Source organism: Pseudomonas sp. 31 R 17 (assembly GCF_900004915.1).
In the GTDB taxonomy this organism is placed as follows: Bacteria; Pseudomonadota; Gammaproteobacteria; order Pseudomonadales; family Pseudomonadaceae; genus Aquipseudomonas; species Aquipseudomonas orientalis_A.
In genome coordinates, this window is the sequence record NZ_CVTN01000083.1 from 42,440 (window position 1) to 62,382 (window position 19,943).

The 19,943-nt window shown below is 62.4% G+C and carries 18 protein-coding genes; 13 read left to right on the forward strand and 5 right to left on the reverse strand.

The genetic code is table 11. The features are described from left to right. Positions 1-250: 250 nt before the first annotated feature. The 3 genes from cysN to BFP89_RS24390 form a co-directional block, all read right to left on the reverse strand. Positions 251-2,149: a sulfate adenylyltransferase subunit CysN gene (gene cysN, locus BFP89_RS24380; RefSeq protein ID WP_065888015.1), complete on the reverse strand. Its 1,899-nt coding sequence runs from the start codon at positions 2,147-2,149 to the stop codon at positions 251-253. Positions 2,150-2,158: 9 nt separating this feature from the next. Next, positions 2,159-3,076 (reverse strand): sulfate adenylyltransferase subunit CysD, encoded by a 918-nt coding sequence (gene cysD / locus BFP89_RS24385; RefSeq protein ID WP_012722132.1) that lies wholly within the window; start codon positions 3,074-3,076, stop codon positions 2,159-2,161. A gap of 258 nt (positions 3,077-3,334) precedes the next feature. Beyond that, positions 3,335-4,093, reverse strand: coding sequence for a Nif3-like dinuclear metal center hexameric protein (locus BFP89_RS24390; protein WP_065888016.1), 759 nt, complete (start codon positions 4,091-4,093; stop codon positions 3,335-3,337). Positions 4,094-4,194: 101 nt separating this feature from the next. Here BFP89_RS24390 and algW point away from each other — a divergent pair, with 101 nt between their 5' ends. Both algW and BFP89_RS24400 read left to right on the forward strand, forming a co-directional pair. Next, positions 4,195-5,355 carry a Do family serine endopeptidase AlgW gene (algW, locus tag BFP89_RS24395; protein ID WP_057725862.1) on the forward strand — a complete coding sequence of 387 codons (1,161 nt, stop codon included), beginning with the start codon at positions 4,195-4,197 and terminating at the stop codon, positions 5,353-5,355. Positions 5,356-5,466: 111 nt separating this feature from the next. After that, complete coding sequence (locus tag BFP89_RS24400; protein WP_065888017.1) at positions 5,467-7,560, forward strand: TonB-dependent siderophore receptor; 2,094 nt, start codon at positions 5,467-5,469, stop codon at positions 7,558-7,560. Positions 7,561-8,090: 530 nt separating this feature from the next. Here BFP89_RS24400 and hemH read toward each other — a convergent pair. After that, positions 8,091-9,116: a ferrochelatase gene (hemH, locus tag BFP89_RS24405; RefSeq protein WP_065888018.1), complete on the reverse strand. Its 1,026-nt coding sequence runs from the start codon at positions 9,114-9,116 to the stop codon at positions 8,091-8,093. Positions 9,117-9,130: 14 nt separating this feature from the next. Continuing rightward, entirely contained in the window at positions 9,131-10,030 is a 900-nt protein-coding gene (locus tag BFP89_RS24410) for a TIGR01777 family oxidoreductase (RefSeq protein WP_065888019.1), read from the reverse strand. Positions 10,031-10,242: 212 nt separating this feature from the next. On the opposite strand from BFP89_RS24410, the gene BFP89_RS24415 reads away from it, so the two are divergent. The 11 genes from BFP89_RS24415 to BFP89_RS24465 all read left to right on the forward strand — a co-directional run bounded on the left by BFP89_RS24415 (position 10,243) and on the right by BFP89_RS24465 (position 19,894). Next, positions 10,243-11,229, forward strand: a complete 987-nt coding sequence (locus BFP89_RS24415; RefSeq protein WP_065888020.1) for an NAD(P)/FAD-dependent oxidoreductase — start codon at positions 10,243-10,245, stop codon at positions 11,227-11,229. Next, positions 11,226-11,441 (forward strand): TIGR02450 family Trp-rich protein, encoded by a 216-nt coding sequence (locus BFP89_RS24420; RefSeq protein WP_065888021.1) that lies wholly within the window; start codon positions 11,226-11,228, stop codon positions 11,439-11,441. Before BFP89_RS24415 ends, BFP89_RS24420 begins: the two co-directional genes overlap by 4 nt. 113 nt (positions 11,442-11,554) lie before the next feature. Continuing rightward, the gene (locus BFP89_RS24425) at positions 11,555-12,514 is read left to right on the forward strand and encodes a YbgA family protein (protein WP_065888022.1); all 960 of its coding nucleotides are present in this window, start codon (positions 11,555-11,557) and stop codon (positions 12,512-12,514) included. 3 nt (positions 12,515-12,517) lie between these two features. Then, positions 12,518-13,447 carry a MerR family transcriptional regulator gene (locus BFP89_RS24430; RefSeq protein WP_065888023.1) on the forward strand — a complete coding sequence of 310 codons (930 nt, stop codon included), beginning with the start codon at positions 12,518-12,520 and terminating at the stop codon, positions 13,445-13,447. After that, positions 13,448-14,890, forward strand: coding sequence for a deoxyribodipyrimidine photo-lyase (gene phrB, locus BFP89_RS24435; protein WP_065888024.1), 1,443 nt, complete (start codon positions 13,448-13,450; stop codon positions 14,888-14,890). Next, positions 14,883-15,305, forward strand: coding sequence for a nuclear transport factor 2 family protein (locus tag BFP89_RS24440; protein ID WP_065888025.1), 423 nt, complete (start codon positions 14,883-14,885; stop codon positions 15,303-15,305). The genes phrB and BFP89_RS24440 overlap by 8 nt, the downstream gene beginning before the upstream one ends. After that, positions 15,302-16,084 carry an SDR family NAD(P)-dependent oxidoreductase gene (locus tag BFP89_RS24445; protein WP_065888026.1) on the forward strand — a complete coding sequence of 261 codons (783 nt, stop codon included), beginning with the start codon at positions 15,302-15,304 and terminating at the stop codon, positions 16,082-16,084. The genes BFP89_RS24440 and BFP89_RS24445 overlap by 4 nt, the downstream gene beginning before the upstream one ends. Then, complete coding sequence (locus BFP89_RS24450; protein WP_065888027.1) at positions 16,081-17,328, forward strand: NAD(P)/FAD-dependent oxidoreductase; 1,248 nt, start codon at positions 16,081-16,083, stop codon at positions 17,326-17,328. The genes BFP89_RS24445 and BFP89_RS24450 overlap by 4 nt, the downstream gene beginning before the upstream one ends. Beyond that, positions 17,325-18,134, forward strand: a complete 810-nt coding sequence (locus BFP89_RS24455; RefSeq protein ID WP_065888028.1) for a DUF1365 domain-containing protein — start codon at positions 17,325-17,327, stop codon at positions 18,132-18,134. The genes BFP89_RS24450 and BFP89_RS24455 overlap by 4 nt, the downstream gene beginning before the upstream one ends. Beyond that, on the forward strand, positions 18,121-19,392 hold the full coding sequence (locus tag BFP89_RS24460; RefSeq protein ID WP_065888029.1) for an SAM-dependent methyltransferase: 1,272 nt from the start codon (positions 18,121-18,123) through the stop codon (positions 19,390-19,392). The genes BFP89_RS24455 and BFP89_RS24460 overlap by 14 nt, the downstream gene beginning before the upstream one ends. Further along, positions 19,385-19,894 (forward strand): DUF2878 domain-containing protein, encoded by a 510-nt coding sequence (locus BFP89_RS24465; RefSeq protein WP_065888030.1) that lies wholly within the window; start codon positions 19,385-19,387, stop codon positions 19,892-19,894. The genes BFP89_RS24460 and BFP89_RS24465 overlap by 8 nt, the downstream gene beginning before the upstream one ends. The last annotated feature ends 49 nt before the right edge of the window (positions 19,895-19,943 follow it).

Genomic DNA, 19,943 nt, shown 5'->3' on the forward strand with positions numbered 1-19,943 from the left:
AGTGCGGCTAACCCGGCGTCCTGCCGGGTTACCCACGGATTCAAGCCTTCGTTCGGCCAGCGTGGTTTAACGGGGCGCCTGAGATCAAAAGCAGATCAAGAGCGGCTCGCTTCGCATCGTGGTTACGGTTGGGCGCTGCTGGGTTGTTTAGATACCTATGCCGCGATTACCGAGTGTCAGTCACTGCATCTTTTGACTGACACACCGCTATCGGGGGCAAGCCCCCTCCCACATTTGACCGAGTACTGGTTTAGATCGCGCCGCGCTGGCGCAACAGTTCCAGCACTTGCTTGACGCTGTCTTCCAGCGACAGGGCCTGGGTGTCGATCACCAGGTCGGCATTCAATGGCACGTCGTACGGGAACGACTCACCCGGGATGTTATCCCCACCGGCAGCGTACAGCCCTTGCGGATCACGCTCGGCGCACACCAATGGCGACGCTTGCACGTACACCGTCAGCAGGCGATCGCTGCCAATCAGCGCCTTGGCCTGTTCACGGCCTTCGGCATCCGGGGCGACGAACGCGGCCAGGGTCAGCAGGCCGGCTTCGTTGAACTGGCGCGCCACGTGAGCGGCACGCCGCCAGTTTTCGGTACGCCCGGCGCGGTCCTGCGGCAGCCCCTTGTTCAGGTCATGACGCAGGTTCTGGCCGTCCAGTACGAACACCGCACGGCCCATGTCGAACAGCTTGCGCTCAACCGCGTAAGCCAAGGTGCTCTTGCCGGCGCCGGACAGGCCGCTGAACAACACCGTAGCCGGCTGCTGGCCGAAGCGCAGGGCACGTTCTTCGGTGGCCACATGGGCCAACTTGCCGTGCTGCGCCGCGCTGCCATGGGTCACGGGCGGGGCAATGATCATGCCCGCCGCAACGGTGCCATTGGTCAAACGGTCGATGACGATAAAGGCGCCGGTGGTGCGGTTGCTGTCGTAACCGTCCAGGGCGATGGCGGCGTCCAGGCTGACCTTGACCCGGCCAATCTCGTTCAACTGCAGGGAACTGGCCGGGCCTTCGGCCAGGGTGTTCACGTCCACACGGTGCACGATGCTGGTGATGGAACCCGGTACGTAGCTGGTGGCGCGCTTGATGTCGTATTTCTTGCCCGGCAGCATCGGCTCCTCGGCCATCCACACCAGCATGGCGTCGAAGGCGTCGGTCACTTGCGGCACGTTGTCGGCGTGTACCAGCAGGTCGCCACGGGAGATATCGATCTCGTCTTCCATGGTCAGCGTCACCGCTTGACCGGGACCTGCGTGCTCCAGCTCGCCCTCGAACGTGACGATGGATTTGACGCGGCTGCTCTTGCCCGACGGCAGCACCACGACTTCGTCGCCCTTGTGCACGATGCCGCTGGCCAGGGTGCCGGCAAAACCACGGAAGTTCAGGTTCGGACGGTTGACGTACTGCACCGGGAAACGCAGGTCGGTGTAGTTGCGGTCGTTGGCGATCTCGACGGTTTCGAGGATCTCCATCAGCGACTGGCCGGTGTACCAGGGCGAACGCTCGCTCTTGTTCACCACGTTGTCGCCCTTGAGCGCCGACATCGGCACAAAGGCCAGGGTGCTCGGCTTGAAGGCGATGCCCTCGGCAAACTTCAGGTAATCGGCCTTGATCGACTCGAACACGCTTTGGTCAAAGCCGTTGATGTCCATCTTGTTGATGGCGACCACGATGTGCTTGATACCCAGCAGCGAGGCGATGAAGCTGTGGCGACGGGTCTGGGTCTGCACGCCGTAGCGGGCGTCGATCAGGATGATCGCCAGGTCACAGGTGGAGGCACCGGTGGCCATGTTGCGGGTGTACTGCTCATGGCCCGGGGTGTCGGCGATGATGAATTTGCGCTTGGCGGTGGAAAAGTAGCGGTAGGCCACATCGATGGTGATGCCCTGCTCACGCTCGGCCTGCAGGCCGTCGACCAGCAAGGCCAGGTCGATGTCATCACCGGTGGTGCCGGATTTTTTCGAATCGCGGGTGATGGCTTCCAGGTGATCTTCGTAAATCATCTTGGAGTCGTGCAGCAGGCGCCCGATCAGGGTGCTCTTGCCGTCGTCGACGTTGCCACAGGTCAGGAAGCGCAACATTTCCTTGCGCTCGTGCTGGCCCAGGTAGGCGAGGATGTCCTCGCTGATCAAATCAGATTGATGCGACATGACAGCCCCTTAGAAATAGCCTTGACGTTTTTTATCTTCCATCGAGCCTGCACCATCGTGGTCGATGACACGGCCCTGGCGCTCGGAAGTTCGCGTCAGGAGCATTTCCTGAATGATGTCCGTCAGCGTCTCGGCTTCGGACTCCACCGCGCCCGTCAACGGGTAGCAGCCAAGGGTACGGAAACGGACTTTCTTTTTGACGATGCGGGCTTTGTCTTCGTCGGACAGGTGCTCGAGGATGCGGTCGTCGTCTATCATGATCAACGTACCGTTCTTCTCGATCACATCGCGCTCGGCGGCGAAATACAGCGGCACGATCGGGATGCCTTCCAGGTAGATGTACTGCCAGATGTCCAGCTCGGTCCAGTTGGACAGCGGGAACACACGGATCGACTCGCCCTTGTTGACGTTGCCGTTGTAGACGTTCCACAGCTCCGGGCGCTGGTTCTTCGGGTCCCAGCGGTGCTTACTGTCGCGGAACGAGTACACGCGCTCTTTGGCACGGGATTTCTCTTCATCGCGACGCGCGCCGCCAAAGGCAGCGTCGAAACCATGCTTGTCCAGGGCCTGCTTGAGGCCTTCGGTCTTCATGATGTCGGTGTGCTTGGCGCTGCCGTGGGTGAAGGGGTTGATGCCCTGCGCCACACCGTCCGGGTTGACGTGGGTGATCAGGTCCAGGCCCAGCTCCTCGACCATCTTGTCGCGGAACGTGTACATCTCCTGGAATTTCCAGCGGGTGTCGACGTGCATCACTGGGAACGGCAGTTTGCCCGGGAAGAAGGCCTTGCGTGCCAGGTGCAGCATCACGGCGGAGTCTTTACCGATCGAGTAGAGCATCACCGGGTTGTCGAACTCGGCGGCGACCTCGCGGATGATGTGGATGCTTTCCGCCTCCAGCTGTTTCAGATGCGTCAGTTTGTCGACCATGGCTACTCACGGAAAAACGATCTTGTGGACGGCCAGCGGGCCGTGTTCGAGCGGGGCATGCTAGCACAGCACCTGCTTCTATTCAGGGCGCCAACTAGATCGAAACGGTATATGAATATACCCCTGAGTTTGGCCTGCAATGCGGTCAAGTGTGGGAGGGGGCTTGCCCCCGATAGCGGTGGATCAGTGAAATAGGTACTGACTGACACACCGCAATCGGAGGCAAGCCCCCTCCCACATTGAGTCCCGCTGTATGGCTCAGATCGGGTTCGGGCAATCGATGAACAGGTGTTCCAGGGCAAAGCGTCGCGCCAGGTAATCGCCCAGTGCCTGCACGCCATAACGCTCGGTGGCGTGATGGCCGGCAGCGATGAAGCTGATGTCGTTTTCGCGGGCGCTGTGGAAGGTCTGCTCGGACGCTTCGCCGCTGATAAACAGGTCGACGCCCGCGGCAATCGCATTGTCGATATAGCCCTGGCCGCCCCCGGTGCACCAGCCGACGCGGCGGATCATCTCGCTGCCTTCGATCAACAGCGGCTCGCGGCCCATCACGTCCTGCACGCGACGGGCAAAGTCGCGCGGTGACAGCGGCTCGGCGAGCGAGCCGACCAGGCCGACGACTTTGGGGTTGCCGGGGTCCAGCGGGCCTTCGACGGTAATGTCGAGTCGCCTGGCAAGCTGCACGTTATTGCCGACATCGGGGTGCAGATCCAGGGGCAGGTGATAGGCCAGCAGGCTGATGTCGTGCTTGAGCAAGGTTTTCAGGCGACGCTGCTTCATGCCGGTGATGCAGGGGTTTTCACCCTTCCAGAAATACCCGTGGTGCACCAGGATCAGGTCGGCCTGGGCTTCGACGGCGGCGTCCAGCAGGGCCTGGCTGGCGGTGACGCCGCTGACGATGCGCATCACCTGGGGCCGGCCCTCGACTTGCAGGCCGTTGGGGCAATAATCGGCGATTTTCAGGCTGCCAAGGTAGCGGTCCGCTTCCTCGACGAGGGTGGTAAGGGGGACGGCCATAAAAGACTCCTAAATATCCGGTTCGCAGGCGTCACAGCCTCGTATAATGCGCGACATTATGGGCGCTCCCGCGCCCCCTGCAACCTGTCAGGACTTACTTGATGCTCAAGGCGCTGCGTTTTTTTGGATGGCCATTGCTGGCTGGCGTGCTGATCGCGATGCTGATTATTCAGCGTTATCCCCAGTGGGTCGGCCTGCCCAGCCTGGATGTGAACCTGCAGCAGGCCCCGCAAACCAGCACCGTGGTGCAAGGCCCGGTGACCTATGCCGACGCCGTGGTCATCGCCGCCCCCGCCGTGGTCAACCTGTACACCACCAAGGTCATCAACAAGCCGGCGCATCCCCTGTTCGAAGACCCGCAGTTCCGCCGCTATTTCGGTGACAACGGGCCCAAGCAGCGCCGCATGGAGTCCAGCCTCGGTTCCGGGGTGATCATGAGCCCCGAAGGCTACATCCTCACCAACAATCACGTGACCACCGGCGCCGACCAGATCGTGGTGGCCCTGCGTGACGGCCGCGAGACCCTGGCCCGCGTCGTGGGCAGCGACCCGGAAACCGATCTTGCGGTACTGAAGATCGACCTGAAGGATTTGCCGTCGATCACCCTCGGCCGCTCCGACGGCCTGCGCGTGGGTGACGTGGCGCTGGCCATCGGCAACCCGTTCGGCGTCGGCCAGACGGTGACCATGGGCATCATCAGCGCCACCGGGCGTAACCAACTGGGCCTTAACAGCTACGAAGACTTCATCCAGACCGACGCGGCGATAAACCCCGGCAACTCCGGCGGCGCGCTGGTGGATGCCAATGGCAACCTGACGGGGATCAACACGGCGATTTTCTCCAAGTCCGGCGGCTCCCAGGGCATCGGCTTTGCGATCCCGGTGAAGCTGGCGATGGAGGTGATGAAGTCGATCATTGAACACGGCCAAGTGATTCGTGGCTGGCTGGGCATTGAAGTCCAGCCTTTGACCAAAGAGCTGGCCGAGTCTTTTGGCCTGACCGGGCGCCCGGGCATCGTGGTCGCGGGGATCTTCCGCGACGGCCCGGCGCAGAAAGCCGGCCTGCAACTGGGCGATGTGATCCTCAGCATCGACGGCGCACCCGCCGGTGATGGCCGCAAGTCAATGAACCAGGTGGCGCGGATCAAGCCGACCGACAAGGTGGCGATCCAGGTGATGCGCAACGGCAAGGAAATCAAGCTGTCGGCGGAAATCGGCCTGCGCCCGCCGCCGGCCACGGCACCGGTGAAGGAAGAGGAATAAGCGGCAGTGCACCCGCGCCCGTTCGCGGGCGCTGGTGCACTGATATGACATAGCAATCTCTCTCATTAGACATGTTATATTGTTTCAATATCGACATTGGAACGCTCTATCATGCCGTCTCGAAAATTTGCCCCCCTGGCCGGCCTGGCCCTGGGTTTGCTGCTCGACCCTGCCTACGCCGAAGAAAACACCCTGGAACTGGACACCATCAGCGTCACCACCGACGCCTATGAGTCGGCAACCGGCCCGGTGCAGGGTTACCGCGCGACCCGCTCCGCCAGCGCCACCAAGACCGACACCGCCCTGCGCGATATCCCGCAATCGATCAGCGTGATTCCCGCCACGGTGCTCAAGGACCTGGGCAGCACCAGTGTGGAGCGTGCCCTGGAATTTGCCGGCGGCGTCTCCAAGCAAAACAATTTCGGCGGCCTGACCCTTTACGAATACAGCGTGCGCGGCTTCACCACCTCCGAGTTCTACCAGGACGGCTTCAGCGCCAACCGCGGCTACCCGAGCACGCCGGACGCGGCGAACATCGAACGCATCGAAGTGCTCAAGGGGCCGGCCGCCAGCCTGTACGGACGTGGCGATCCAGGCGGCACGGTAAATATCGTCAGCAAGAAACCCCAGCCCGAGGCCTTCACCACGCTGCAAACCAGCGCGGGCAGTTGGGACCGCTACCGCACCGCGCTGGACGTGAATACGCCGCTCGACAGTGAAGGCCGCGTGCTGTCGCGTGTGAACCTGGCGGTTGAAGACAACCACAGTTTCCGCGATCACGTGGACGCCAAGCGAGTGTTCGTCGCGCCGTCCTTCAGTTGGGAACTGGACCCGGATACCACTCTGCTGGTGGAAAGCGAATTCGTGCGCCATGCCTCCACCTTCGACCGCGGCATTGTCGCCAACACCGGCATGTCCCACTCCACGTTCCTTGGCGAGCCGGACGACGGCAATATCCGCAACCACAACAACCGCATCCAGGCCGCGCTGGAACATCACCTTAACGATGCCTGGAAGCTGCGCCTGGCCAGTCATTACAAACAAGGCAGCCTGTGGGGCGACGCCTCGGAAAGCCGTGCGCTGAACGCCGATGGCCACTCCGTCAACCGCCGCTACCGCGAGCGCTCTACCGGTTGGCACGACAGCATCACCCAACTGGAACTGCGCGGGCTGTTCGATATCGGCAGCTGGCAGCATGAACTGCTGGTCGGCACCGAGTACGAGGACTACCGCAAGAAGGAACGTGTGACCGCCATCGGCGGCGACTACCCGATCGACATCTATAAGCCGATCTATGGTCAGCCCAAACCCAATGGCAAACGCTCCGGCACCGACTTTTTCGAACAGACCAAAAGCCACGCGTTGAATCTGCAAGACCAGATCATTTTCACCGACCGCCTGCGGGGCATGGTGGGCGCGCGCTTCGAGCATTTCGACCAGAGCACCAACGACTTCACCCGCAACCACGCCAAAAGCCGGCAAACCCACGACGCCTTCACCCAACGCGCCGGTCTGCTCTATCAACTCACACCGCAGGTTGGGGTATTCGCCAACGCCTCCACCTCATTCAAGCCCAACAGCGGCCTGGATGCCGCTGGCAAGACCTTCAAGCCCGAAGAAGGTGTGGGGTATGAAGTCGGGGTCAAGAGCGAGCTGTTTGACGACCGCCTCAGCGCCACCCTCGCCGCCTTCCATATCGAAAAGGAAAACGTGCTGACCCTGGACCCGGCGACCAACACCAACCGCGCCATGGGCAAGGCGCGCAGCCAGGGCCTGGACCTGCAACTGACCGGGCAGGTCACCGACGCCATCCGCGTGATCGGCGCGTTGGCCTACATCGACGCCGAAGTGACCAAGGGCGATAAAACCATTCCTGCCGGCAGCCGTATCCTCGGCGTCGCCAAACGCAGCGGCAGCCTGTTGGGGGTGTACCAATTCCAGGACGGCGCATTGCGCGGTTCGGACCTGGGAGCGGCGTTTACCTATGTGGGTGATCGCTCCGGTGAGGCGGGGACAGGTTTTGAACTGCCCGCTTACCACACCGTCGACCTGCTGGCGCATTACAAGGCGACGGAGAATGTCACCGTGGGGCTGAACCTCAACAACCTGTTCAACGAGAAGTACTACGAGCGGTCCTACAGCAGCTACTGGGTCAACCCGGGCGAGCCGCGCAACGTCACCGTCAGCCTGAGCCTAAACCTCTGACAGATATGGGGCTAAATGTGGGAGGGGGCTTGCCCCCGATGGCGGTGTGTCAGTCACTGATGTACTTACTGACTCTCCCTCATCGGGGGCAAGCCCCCTCCCACATTTGGACCGGGGTCGACACAAAATACCGGTCGGCTCTAAGGCCGCCGCGCTTTTGCTTTTGATCTCAGGCGCCCCGTTAAACCACGCTGGCCGAACGCAGGCTTGAATCCGTGGGTAACCCGGCAGGACGCCGGGTTAGCCGCACTGGGCCAGGGATGGCCCATTGCGGCGGCCCACGGATTCAAGCCGGAGAGAGGGCACACCGAGCCCAGGCGAGGTGCCGAGTGGTGGGGCAAGAGCGTTTTGCTTACTTTTGCGCTTTTCAAAAGTGAGCCGCTGTAAAAGCGGAACCCATAGCAGCCGTTACCGCAGAACGGATATGTACTCGGTCCAATCCAACACCCTGGTCGGCCCAAAGGCCGCCATCGGGGGCAAGTCGAATCGTCGCACCGCCCCTCCCACAATTGGATCACCGCAAGGCGTGATTACAGCGTAACCGGCGCTCTTTCGCAGAGGGTATTGAGTGCCGCCGCCCACTGCGGGTCATCGTTCAAGCACGGCACCAATATCAACTCCTCGCCTCCCGCCTCACGGAACTGTTCCAGCCCGCGATCACCGATTTCTTCCAGGGTCTCGATGCAATCGGCGACAAACGCGGGGCACATCACCAGCAGTTTTTTCACGCCTTGCTGCGCCAATGCCTCAAGACGCGCCTCGGTGTAGGGTTCGATCCACTTGGCGCGGCCCAGGCGTGACTGGAACGCCACCGACCACTTGCCATCCGGCAGCCCCAACCGCTCGGCCACGTCGCGGGCAACGCTGAAGCATTGCGCGCGATAACAGGTGGCAAGCACCTCAGGCGAGGCATTTTTGCAGCAATCGGCATCCTTGAAACAATGCTGGCCGGTCGGGTCGAGTTTGGTCAGGTGACGCTCGGGCAAGCCGTGGAAACTCAACAACAGGTGATCGTAAGCCTGTTCCACATGCGGTCGTACACTGGCGGCCAGGGCATCGAGGTACTCAGGCTGGTCATAGAACGGCTGCAGGATCGAGAATTGCACCTTCAGTTTCTTGTCACGCACCACGCGCCTGGCTTCCTCTATCACCGTGGTCACGGTGCTGTCGGCAAACTGCGGGTACAGCGGCGCCAACGTCACTTTCTGAATGCCCTGGGCGGCCAGGCGCGTCAGCACCGTTTCAAGGGATGGCTCGCCATAACGCATCGCCAGTTCTACCGGGCCCTGGGTCCATTGCGCGGTCATCTGCTGCTGCAGGCGACGGCTGAGGACTACCAGCGGTGAGCCTTCGTCCCACCAGATGGACGCATAGGCATGGGCCGACTGCTCGGGGCGTTTGATCAGGATCAGCGACACCAGCAAGCGACGTACCGGCCACGGCAGGTCGATGACATAAGGGTCCATCAGGAACTGATTGAGGTAGCTGCGCACATCGGCCACCGAAGTGGACTTTGGCGAGCCCAGGTTGACCAGTAACAACGCGTGATCGGTCATGCAACATCCTATCTTTAGAGGCGGCTGGACAAGTCGTCCAGGGCCGCACGCAATTCAGTGAACTGGAAAGTGAAACCTGCGGCCAGCAGCCGCTCAGGCAGCGCCTTTTGCCCGCCAAGCAGTAAACCCGACAACTCGCCCAACCCGACCTTCAGCGCAAAGGCCGGCATCGGCATGAACGCGGGACGGTGCAGCACCTGGCCCAGCGTCTTGGCAAACTCGCGGTTGCGCACCGGGTGTGGCGCGCAGGCATTATAAGGACCACGGGCGTCAGCCTTGTGCAGAAGAAAATCAATCAGGGCGATTTGATCGCGGATATGCACCCATGGCATCCACTGGCGGCCATTGCCGATCGGCCCGCCCAGCGCCAGTTTGAACGGCAGCAACAGGCGCGACAAAAAGCCGCCCTCGGCCGCCAGCACCAGGCCGGTACGCACCAGCACCACACGAATGCCCAAGGCCTCGGCACGCGCGGCGGTTTCTTCCCAGGCGATACACAACTGACTGGGAAAATCATCCTGCACCGGGCCGCTGTCTTCAGTCAGTTCGCGCTCGCCGCCGTCGCCATACCAGCCCACGGCGGAACCCGAGATCAGCACCGCCGGTTTCTGCTCCAGGCGTTCCAGCCACGCCAGCAGACTTTCGGTCAGGCTGATGCGACTGCTCCACAGCAATGCCTTGCGCTTGTGAGTCCAGGAACGGTCGGCAATCGGCGCACCGGCCAGGTTGACCACCGCGTCCACCGCGCCGATCACGTCCTGCAGGCGCCCAACGCCCAGCACCTGCGCGCCGCAAATACGCGCCACGGATTCGGGTGTGCGGCTCAACACGGTCAAGCGATGGCCCTGGGCAAGCCAGTGCCGGCACAGTTGACGGCCGATCAAGCCGGTACCGCCGGTCAGCAAAATATGCATGGGACTCTCCTCATGTAACGTTCGCCGCCGCTCACTGGTCTATTTTATAAGCAGGGATCGATTTGATATTCGAGCGTGACGATCGTTTAGCCTGTTGGCTTAACCATAGGTCACGCCACACAATCAGGCACGCCAAAACTTATACCAAAAAACAATATTGTACAGCTATTGGTGTCGGCGTAGTCTGTACCCAAAGGTAAACGAGGCCTCCCATGACTGTCCCCATCGCGATCATAGGTGCCGGCATTGCCGGTCTCTCCGCCGCCCGAGCGTTACGAGACGCGGGGCACGTTGTACACCTCTTCGATAAAAGCCGCGGCAGCGGCGGCCGTATGTCCAGCAAGCGCAGCGACGCCGGCGCGCTGGACATGGGTGCTCAATATTTCACCGCCCGCGACCGGCGCTTCGTCAACGAGGTGCAGCGCTGGCAAAGCCATGGCTGGGCCGAACAGTGGAAACCCCAGCTGTACAACTTCAAGGCCGGCCAGCTGACGCCCTCCCCCGATGAACAGATCCGCTGGGTCGGTACCCCGCGCATGAGCGCCATTACCCGCGCCCTGCTCGATGACCTGCCGGTGGAGTTCGGTTGCCGCATTACCGAAGTATTCCAGGGCACCCGGCACTGGAACCTGCTCGATGCCGATGGCGGCAGTCACGGTCCGTTCAGCCATGTGATCATCGCCACGCCGGCGCCCCAGGCCACCCCCCTGCTGGCCGCCGCACCGAAGCTGGCGAGCGCCGTGGCCGGGGTGAAAATGGAGCCGACCTGGGCCATCGCCCTGGCCTTCGACATGCCTCTGGATACGCCGATGGAAGGCTGCTTCGTACAAGACAGCGCCCTCGACTGGCTGGCACGCAACCGCAGCAAACCCGGGCGTGACGTCAGCCTCGACACCTGGGTGCTGCATGCCACCAGCACCTGGAGCAAGGCGCACCTGGACCTGCCCAGGGAAGCCGTGATCGAACACCTGCACGGCGCCTTCGCCGAATTGCTGCACTGCGCCATGCCCGCGCCGTCATTCAGCCTGGCCCACCGCTGGCTCTACGCCAGGCCGTCCAGCAGTCATGAGTTCGGGGTGCTGGCCGATGCCGACCTGGGCCTGTTCGTCTGCGGCGACTGGTGCCTGTCCGGGCGCGTCGAAGGCGCCTGGCTCAGCGGCCAGGAGGCGGCGCGACGGTTGATCGAGCACCTGCAATGAACCGCTTGAATCCGGCCAAATTGCTGCTGTCGAAATGGACCGCGGCCGCCCCGAAAAACAAGGAAAAACACTTCCTCGTCACCGAACTGTTCCGTGACGAGGAAGGCACTGTGCTGGAAATCGAACTGCAAGCGGTGATGACGCGGCGCAGCGAACGCCTCCCATGGCAGGCCCTGCAGAACCCTGAACGCTGGAAAATGGGCTGGACGTAAATCCGGGCGAAAATACCTATACAAAATTATTGACTTGTACAAGATCAAATCTATGATGAGATTTAGTTGTACAGGGATAAAAAACTGTACAGGAATTTCGCAGAGGTTTACCCATGCCCCCTTCCGTGAAACCCAAGATCGGCATCAGCGCCTGCCTGCTGGGCGAAAACGTGCGTTTCAACGGCGGGCATAAGCAGTCCCTCCTGTGCACCCAGACCCTGGCCGACTACTTCGACTACGTGCCGCTGTGCCCCGAAGTCGCCATCGGCCTGGGCATTCCCCGTGAAACCATTCGCCTGGTCGGCGACGCGGCCAACCCGCAGGCCGTGGGCACCGTACACCGCGAACTCAACGTGACCCAGCCGCTGGATGAATACGGCCAGCAGATGGCGGCCGAACACACCGACCTGTGCGGCTACATCTTTATGCAGAAGTCGCCCTCCTGTGGCCTGGAGCGGGTCAAGGTGTACCGTGAGAACGGCGCACCAGTGGATGGCGGCGGGCGCGGTATCTACGCCCAGGCGTTCTGCGCGCGCCACCCCAACCTGCCGGTGGAAGAGGACGGTCGCCTGAATGATCCGGTATTGCGCGAAAATTTCCTCACCCGCGTATTCGTCTACGCCAACTGGCAGCAATTGCTCGCCGAAGGCCTGACGCGTCACCGCCTGCTGGCCTTCCATTCGCGCTACAAATACTTGTTGATGGCCCACAGCCCGGCGCATTACAAAAGCCTCGGCCACCTGCTGGGCAGCATGACCAGGGACACCCACCTGGACGAGTTGGCCAGTTGCTACTTCAGCGACCTGATGACCGGCCTGACCAAGTGCGCTACCCGTGGCACCCACACCAATGTGCTGCAACACATCAGTGGCTACCTCAAGCAGGCGATCAGCGCCGATGACAAACAGGAAATGCAAACCGTCATCAGCCAGTACCGCCAGGGCATCGTGCCGCTGGTGGTGCCGCTCACGCTGCTCAAGCATCACTTTCGTCAACACCCGGACCGCTACATTGCGCAGCAGGCGTACCTGCAACCGCACCCGGAAAACCTCAGCCTGCGCAATGCGATCTAGACCATGACAGTTGCCCTGCAAGACGAACCCGGCGAAGACATCGCCCAAGCCCTGCAAAATGGCTGGCTGCCGATCCGCGAGGTGGCGCGCCAGACCGGCGTCAATGCCGTGACCCTGCGCGCCTGGGAGCGCCGTTACGGCCTGATCGTGCCCCAGCGCACGCCCAAGGGGCATCGCTTGTTCAGCGCCGACCACGTGCAACGCATCCATGCCATCCTCACCTGGCTCAATCGCGGCGTGCCGGTCAGCCAGGTAAAAGGCTTGATCGACTCCGCCCAAGCCTCCCCCGAACCGATGGAAAACGAATGGCACACCTTGCGCCAAACCTTGCTGACGGCCATCGCTGAGCTGGCCGAACGGCGGGTCGACGATGCCTTCAATCAGGCCATGGCGCTCTACCCGCCACGCACCTTGTGCGAGCAATTGATGCTGCCTCTACTCAGCGAGCTGGAACAGAAGTGGCAGGGTCAGTTCGGCGCACAGATGGAGCGGGTATTTTTCCTGTCCTGGTTGCGCAGCAAGTTCGGCGCGCGCATTTACCACAACAACCGGCAACTCCACGGCGCCCCGCTGCTGCTGGTCAACCACTCCGATTTGCTCCTGGAGCCGCACCTGTGGCTCAGCGCCTGGCTGGCCAGCAGCGCCGACTGCCCGGTAGAGGTGTTCGACTGGCCGCTGCCCCCCGGCGAATTGGCGCTGGCGGTGGAACACCTGCAACCGCGCGCCGTATTGCTGTATTCCAGCAAGGCGCTGCAGGTCGCGGCACTCACAAAACTGCTGGCGGGCATTGGTTGCCCGATATTGATTGCCGGACCGGCGGTCTGCATCCACCACGCCGAGTTGGCCGTATTAACCCGTGACATCCCCGAGTTGCTCGTCGCCGAAGACCCGTTGGCGGCCCACCAGATATTGATCCAGCGTGGAATCGTCTAAATGCACTTGATCTGGCTGCGCACCGACCTGCGCCTTCACGACAACACCGCCCTGACTGCCGCCAGCCAGCGAGGCCCGGTCGCGGCCATTTACCTGATCACCCCGCAACAATGGCTGGCCCACGATGATGCGCCGTGCAAGGTGGATTTCTGGCTGCGCAACCTGCACGCGTTAGAGCAAGCGCTCGCAGACGTGAACATCCCGCTGCTGATCCGCCACGCCGACACCTGGGACCAGGCGCCAGGCGTATTGAGCCAGCTATGCCGGGAGCTCAAGGTCGAGTCGGTGCACGTCAACGAGGAATACGGGATCCACGAGAGCCGTCGCGACCGCGCCGTGGCCCAGGCCCTGGAAGAAGACGGCGTGACCTTCCACAGCTACCTCGACCAGCTGTTCTTCCAGCCGGGCAGTGTATTGACCAAGTCCGGCACCTACTTTCAAGTGTTCAGCCAGTTCCGCAAGGTCTGCTACACCCGTCTGCACAGCGCCTTGCCGCCTTTGGTGGCAAGCCCCAAGGCCCAGGCCGCGCTCGACCTGCAAAGCGATGCCATCCCCACCACCGTCGAAGGTTTCGCGCCCCCCAGTGAAAGCTTGCGCGCCCTCTGGCCCGCCGGTGAAAACGAAGCACGCCGGCGCCTCGACGCCTTCGCCGATGAGCAGATCAGTTACTACAAGGACGAGCGCGACTTTCCCGCCAAGCCCGGCACCAGCCAGTTGTCCGCCTACCTTGCCGCCGGGGTCGTGTCGCCGCGCCAGTGCCTGCACGCCGCGCTGCAGTCCAATCAGGGCGAGTTCGAAAGCGGTGACATCGGCACGATCACCTGGATCAACGAACTGCTGTGGCGCGAATTCTACAAACACATCCTCGTGGGCTACCCGCGCGTCTCCCGCCACCGTGCGTTCCGCCCCGAAACCGAGGCGGTGGCCTGGCGCGACGCCCCCGAGGACCTGGCCGCCTGGCAACAGGCGCGCACCGGCTTGCCGATCATCGATGCGGCCATGCGCCAACTGCTGGAAACCGGCTGGATGCACAACCGCCTGCGCATGGTGGTGGCGATGTTCCTGACCAAGAACCTGCTGATCGATTGGCGCGAAGGCGAGCGCTTCTTTATGCGACACCTGATCGACGGCGACTTGGCGGCCAACAACGGCGGCTGGCAGTGGAGTTCCTCGACGGGCACCGACTCGGCGCCGTATTTCCGGATTTTCAGCCCGCTGAGCCAGTCGGAAAAATTCGACAGCGAAGGGTTGTTCATCAAGCACTGGCTGCCGGAACTGGCCGCGTTGAATAAAAAAGAAGTGCACAACCCCGAAGCGGCCGGCGGGCTGTTCGGTGTGGCCGACTACCCGCGCGCCATTGTCGACCTGAAGAAATCCCGCGAACGTGCCCTCGCCGCCTTTCGCAGCCTGCCTTCGCGTCAGGAGATGGCCGATCATGAGTGACTTCCTGCGCCATTTCGGCCACACCTTTGCCACGCTGAACAAGCACAACCTGCACCTGCTCGACAGCCTGTACAGCGACGACATCCTGTTTGCCGACCCGCTGCATGAAGTCCACGGCCTGCCCGAACTGCATCGCTACTTCGCGCAGCTGTACAGCAACGTCAACCAGCTGGACTTCGAGTTCCACGGCTTCGATCAAACGGCCGAAGGCGAAGGCTACCTGCGCTGGACCATGAACTTTCGTCACCCGCGCCTGGACGGCGGCGAGCTGATCAGTGTGCAAGGTTGTTCCCACCTGATGTGGCGCGACAAGGTTTACCGACACCGCGATTATTTCGATGCCGGCGCTCTGCTTTATGAACACCTGCCGGTCCTCGGCGGCGTCATCAGTTGGCTGAAAAGGAGAATGGGATGAGCCTGACACCGCCCCGTCGTTATTGGTTGACCGGCGCCAGCAGTGGCATCGGTGCAGCGCTCGCTGTGGAGTTGCTCAACAGCGGCGCCCATGTGGCGCTCAGTTCCCGCACCAAGGGCCCACTCGAGGCGCTCGCCCAGCGTTATCCGGGGCAAGTGCTGGTGGTGGCCGGCGACTTGACCAACAGCCAGACCGTGCGCGAAATCGGTGAGCGCATCAGCGAGGCCTGGGGCTCGCTGGATACGGTGATCCTCAACGCCGGCACCTGTGAATATGTCGACGCCAGGCAATTCGATGCGTCGATCATCGAACACGTGGTGCGCACCAACCTCCTGGCCAGCAGTTATTGCATCGAAGCGGCACTGCCGCTGTTGCGTGCCGGGCGTACGCCGCACCTGGTGGGCGTGGCCAGCGCCGTGACGTACCTGCCCATGCCCCGCGCTGAAGCCTACGGCGCTTCGAAGGCGGGGCTGCGCTATTTGTTCGAGTCTCTGCGCATCGGCCTGTCGCCGGAGAACATCGACGTCACCGTGATCAGCCCGGGCTTTGTCGACACGCCGCTGACCGAACGCAATGACTTCCCCATGCCCTTGAGCTGGCCAGCCGACAAGGCCGCCAGGCATATCTTCGCCAAGCTGGAAAAGCGCCCCCTGGAGATCGCCTTTCCGGCCTTGTTCATCGCTACCCTGTGGCCGTTGTCGAAGCTGCCTAACCGCGCACAGCTGATCATCGGCAAACGCATGTTGCGCAGCCCGCCGCCGCAAAAGGACGACCTGTGAAGATCGCCATTATCGGCAGCGGCATCGCCGGGCTGACCAGCGCCTACCTGCTCAGTCGTCGCCACGACATCACACTGTTCGAAGCGGGCGATTGCCTCGGCGGGCATACCCACACCGCCAACGTGACAGTCGACGGCGAGCGCTATGCGGTGGACACCGGTTTCATCGTGTTCAACGACTGGACCTACCCGAACTTTATCCGCCTGCTGGGGCAGATCGGGGTCACGTTCAAACCCACCGAAATGAGTTTTTCGGTGTGCGACGAAAGTACCGGGTTCGAATATAACGGCAATAACCTCAACAGTTTGTTTGCCCAGCGCCGCAATATTTTGTCGCCGGGGTTCTGGGGCATGCTGCGCGATATCCTGCGCTTCAATCGCCAGGCACCGCTGGATCTGCAAGAGCAGCGCATCAATGCCGACATGACCCTGGGCGATTATCTCGACACCGGCGGCTACGGCCCGCGATTTATCCGGCATTACATCGTGCCGATGGGCGCGGCGATCTGGTCGATGTCATTGGCCGACATGCTCAAGTTTCCGCTGCAGTTCTTCGTGCGCTTCTTCAAGAACCACGGCCTGCTTTCTGTGAGCAACCGTCCGCAATGGTGCGTGATCGACGGGGGCTCCAGCAGCTATATAGAGCCCTTGACCCGCAACTTTCGCGAACGAATACGCCTCAACTGCCCGGTGCAAAACGTGCAACGCACCGACGCCGGCGTGGTTATCCACAGCCCGGCCGGCAGCGAGACGTTCGACCGCGTGGTGTTCGCCTGCCACAGCGACCAGGCCCTGGCATTGCTCGCCGACCCCAGCGAGGCCGAACGGCAGATCCTCGGCGCCCTGCCCTATGCCGACAACGACGTGGTGCTGCACACCGACACACGACTGCTGCCCGACCGCAAGCTGGCCTGGGCCAGTTGGAATTACCGGCTGGGCGGCAATCAACAGCAGCAGGCCGCCGTCACCTATGACATGAACATCCTGCAAGGCATCGACAGCGCCACCACCTTTTGCGTGAGCCTCAACCAGACATCGGTGATCAACCCGCTGAAGATCCTGGCGCGCTACACCTACGCCCATCCGCAATACAGCCTGGCGGCGGTGGCCGCACAGGCGCGCTGGGAAGAATTGCACGGCGCGCGCAACACGTTCTACTGCGGCGCCTATTGGGCCAATGGTTTCCATGAGGACGGCGTGGTCAGCGCCCTGCGCGTGGCCCAGGCGTTTGGAGAAACCCTGTGAACAGCGCCCTGTACAGCGGCTGGATCGCCCATCGCCGGTTTGCGCCCAAGGCCCATGCCTTTCGCTACCGCATCGGCCTGCTGTACCTGGACCTCAGCGAGCAGGACGCCGTGCTCGCGCTCTCGCCCCTGGCAGGCAGCAGCCGCCTGGCGCCCTTCGGCTTTCGCCAGCAGGACTACCTGCGCGCGTTCACTCGCCACGGCATGTCCTTGAGCGATGCGGTGCGCCATGCAGTCGGCAAGGCGCTGGGACGCACGCCACAGGGTGCTATCTGCCTGCTGACCCAGGCCCGCAGCTGGGGCCTGGCGTTCAATCCGGTGAGCTTCTTCTATTGCTTCGGAGCCGACGGGCAACTGGCGGCGATCCTGTGCGAAGTCACCAACACCCCGTGGCGCGAGCGCTATCACTACGTGCTGCCGGCCCAGGCACTGGGCGCCGATGAGCACCAGCACTTCGCCGTGGCCAAGGCGTTCCATGTGTCGCCCTTCCTGCCGCGCGACCTGGAATACCGCATGAGCTTCAGCCCGCCCGGCGCCAGGCTCGGCGTGCACATGGCCGATTGGCAGGGCGCGGATAAAGTCTTCGACGCCACCTTGAGCCTGCAAAAAGAAGCCTTGAACCGCGCCAGCCTGCATCGCTATCTATGGCGCTTTCCGTGGATGACCGCCAAGACCTGCCTGGCGATTTACTGGCAGGCCCTGCGCCTGTTGCTCAAACGCACACCGATTTTTTCCCACCGGGCCGCCGATGGCGCCTCCAGCACCGCCGTCGGGTATACCAAGGATCGCCGCCATGAAATCCCCTAGCTTATCGGTCAAGACCCATCGCCTGAACGTCAATGGCATCACCGCTGCGCTGCTGCGCAAGGGCGTGTTGCGCCAACTCGGCCAATTGCGCCACGGCCAATTGGTGATCGTCGAGGACGGCGAGCGACACGTGTTCGGCGCACGGGAAGCGCATCTGCTGGGGGAAATTCAGATCCTCGATTCGGCGGTGTGGGGCCTGGTGGCCGCCAACGGTTCGATCGGCGCCGGCGAAGCGTTTATCCATGGCTACTGGAGCAGCCCCGACCTGACCGCCGTGGTGCGTGTAATGGTCAGCAACCTGGAGGTGCTCGATGCCATGGAGGGCGGCCTGGCCCGCCTGGCGCGGCCGTTCACCCAGGGCCTGCATTGGCTCAACCGCAACACACGCAAGGGCTCGCGAAAGAACATCGAAGCCCATTACGACCTGGGCAACGAGCTGTTCAAGGAGTTTCTCGACCCGACCATGATGTATTCGGCGGCGCAATTTCTCAGCGCCGACGACACCCTGGAACAGGCGCAACTGAACAAGCTGGAACGCATCTGCCAGAAACTGTCGCTCAAGCCTACCGACCATCTGCTGGAAATCGGCACCGGGTGGGGCAGCATGGCGCTGTATGCGGCGCAGCATTACGGTTGCAAGGTCACCACCACGACCCTGTCCAGGGAACAGTTCGCCTACACCGCGCAACGCATCGAAGCGGCGGGCCTGCAAGAGCAGGTGACATTGTTGCTGCAGGACTACCGCGACCTGACCGGTAAGTACGACAAGCTGGTGTCCATCGAAATGATCGAAGCGGTGGGCCATCGCTTCCTGCCCACGTATTTCAAACAGTGCGCGCACTTGCTCAAACCCGACGGCCTGATGCTGCTGCAAGCCATCACCATCCGCGAACAACGTTATGAGCAGGCCAGGAACAGCGTCGACTTTATCCAGCGCTACATCTTTCCCGGCGGCGCCCTGCCCAGCGTGCAGAACATGCTGCAGATCGTCTGCCGCGACACCGACATGAACCTGCTGCACATGGAGGATTTCGGGCTGCACTACGCGCGCACCCTGCGCCTGTGGCATGACAACTTTCGCCGCGCCCATGGCCGCCTGGCGGAGCTTGGCTACGACGAGTACTTCCTGCGCTTGTGGGAGTTCTACCTGTGCTACTGCGAAGGCGGCTTCATGGAGCGTACGATCGGCACCGCGCAGTTGCTGCTGGCCAAGCCCGCAGCCATCAACCCGCCGTTACTCGGGCGCTTTAATGCTTAAATCCCTGGCCAACGCCGCGCTGTTTCAATGCGGCTGGTTTGCCTGTGTGCTCGGCGGCGACAGCCCATGGTTGCTGGCAGGGTTGGCGGTGCTGCTCATCCATCTGCTGTGGATCAGCTCATTGACCGATGAAGGCGCGCTGATCATCGGCGTGACACTCGCCGGCACGTTGCTCGACACGCTGTTGCGCACCCTCGGGGTTTTCCACTTCAGCGAGCCGGGGCCGTTGATTCCCTTCTGGCTGATGTTGCTGTGGGCCTTGCTGGGCACTACCTTGCGCCATTGCCTGGCCTGGAGCGCTCGCCCCTGGTGGCGCGCCGCGCTATTGGGCGCAGTAGGCGGACCGCTGTCGTATTACGCCGGCAGCCAACTGGCCGGCGTGCAGTTCGGCTATGGCCTGGGGCCAACAATGGTCGGGCTGGCGGTACTCTGGGCCGTGGTTTTCCCGCTGCTGGCAGCGGCAGCCACAAGCGGCGAACTTCCAACAGCGCTTAAAAGATGAAGCCGGTCGGCTTCTGCTTGCAGCTTGCCGCTTAAAGCTTGAAGCTGCC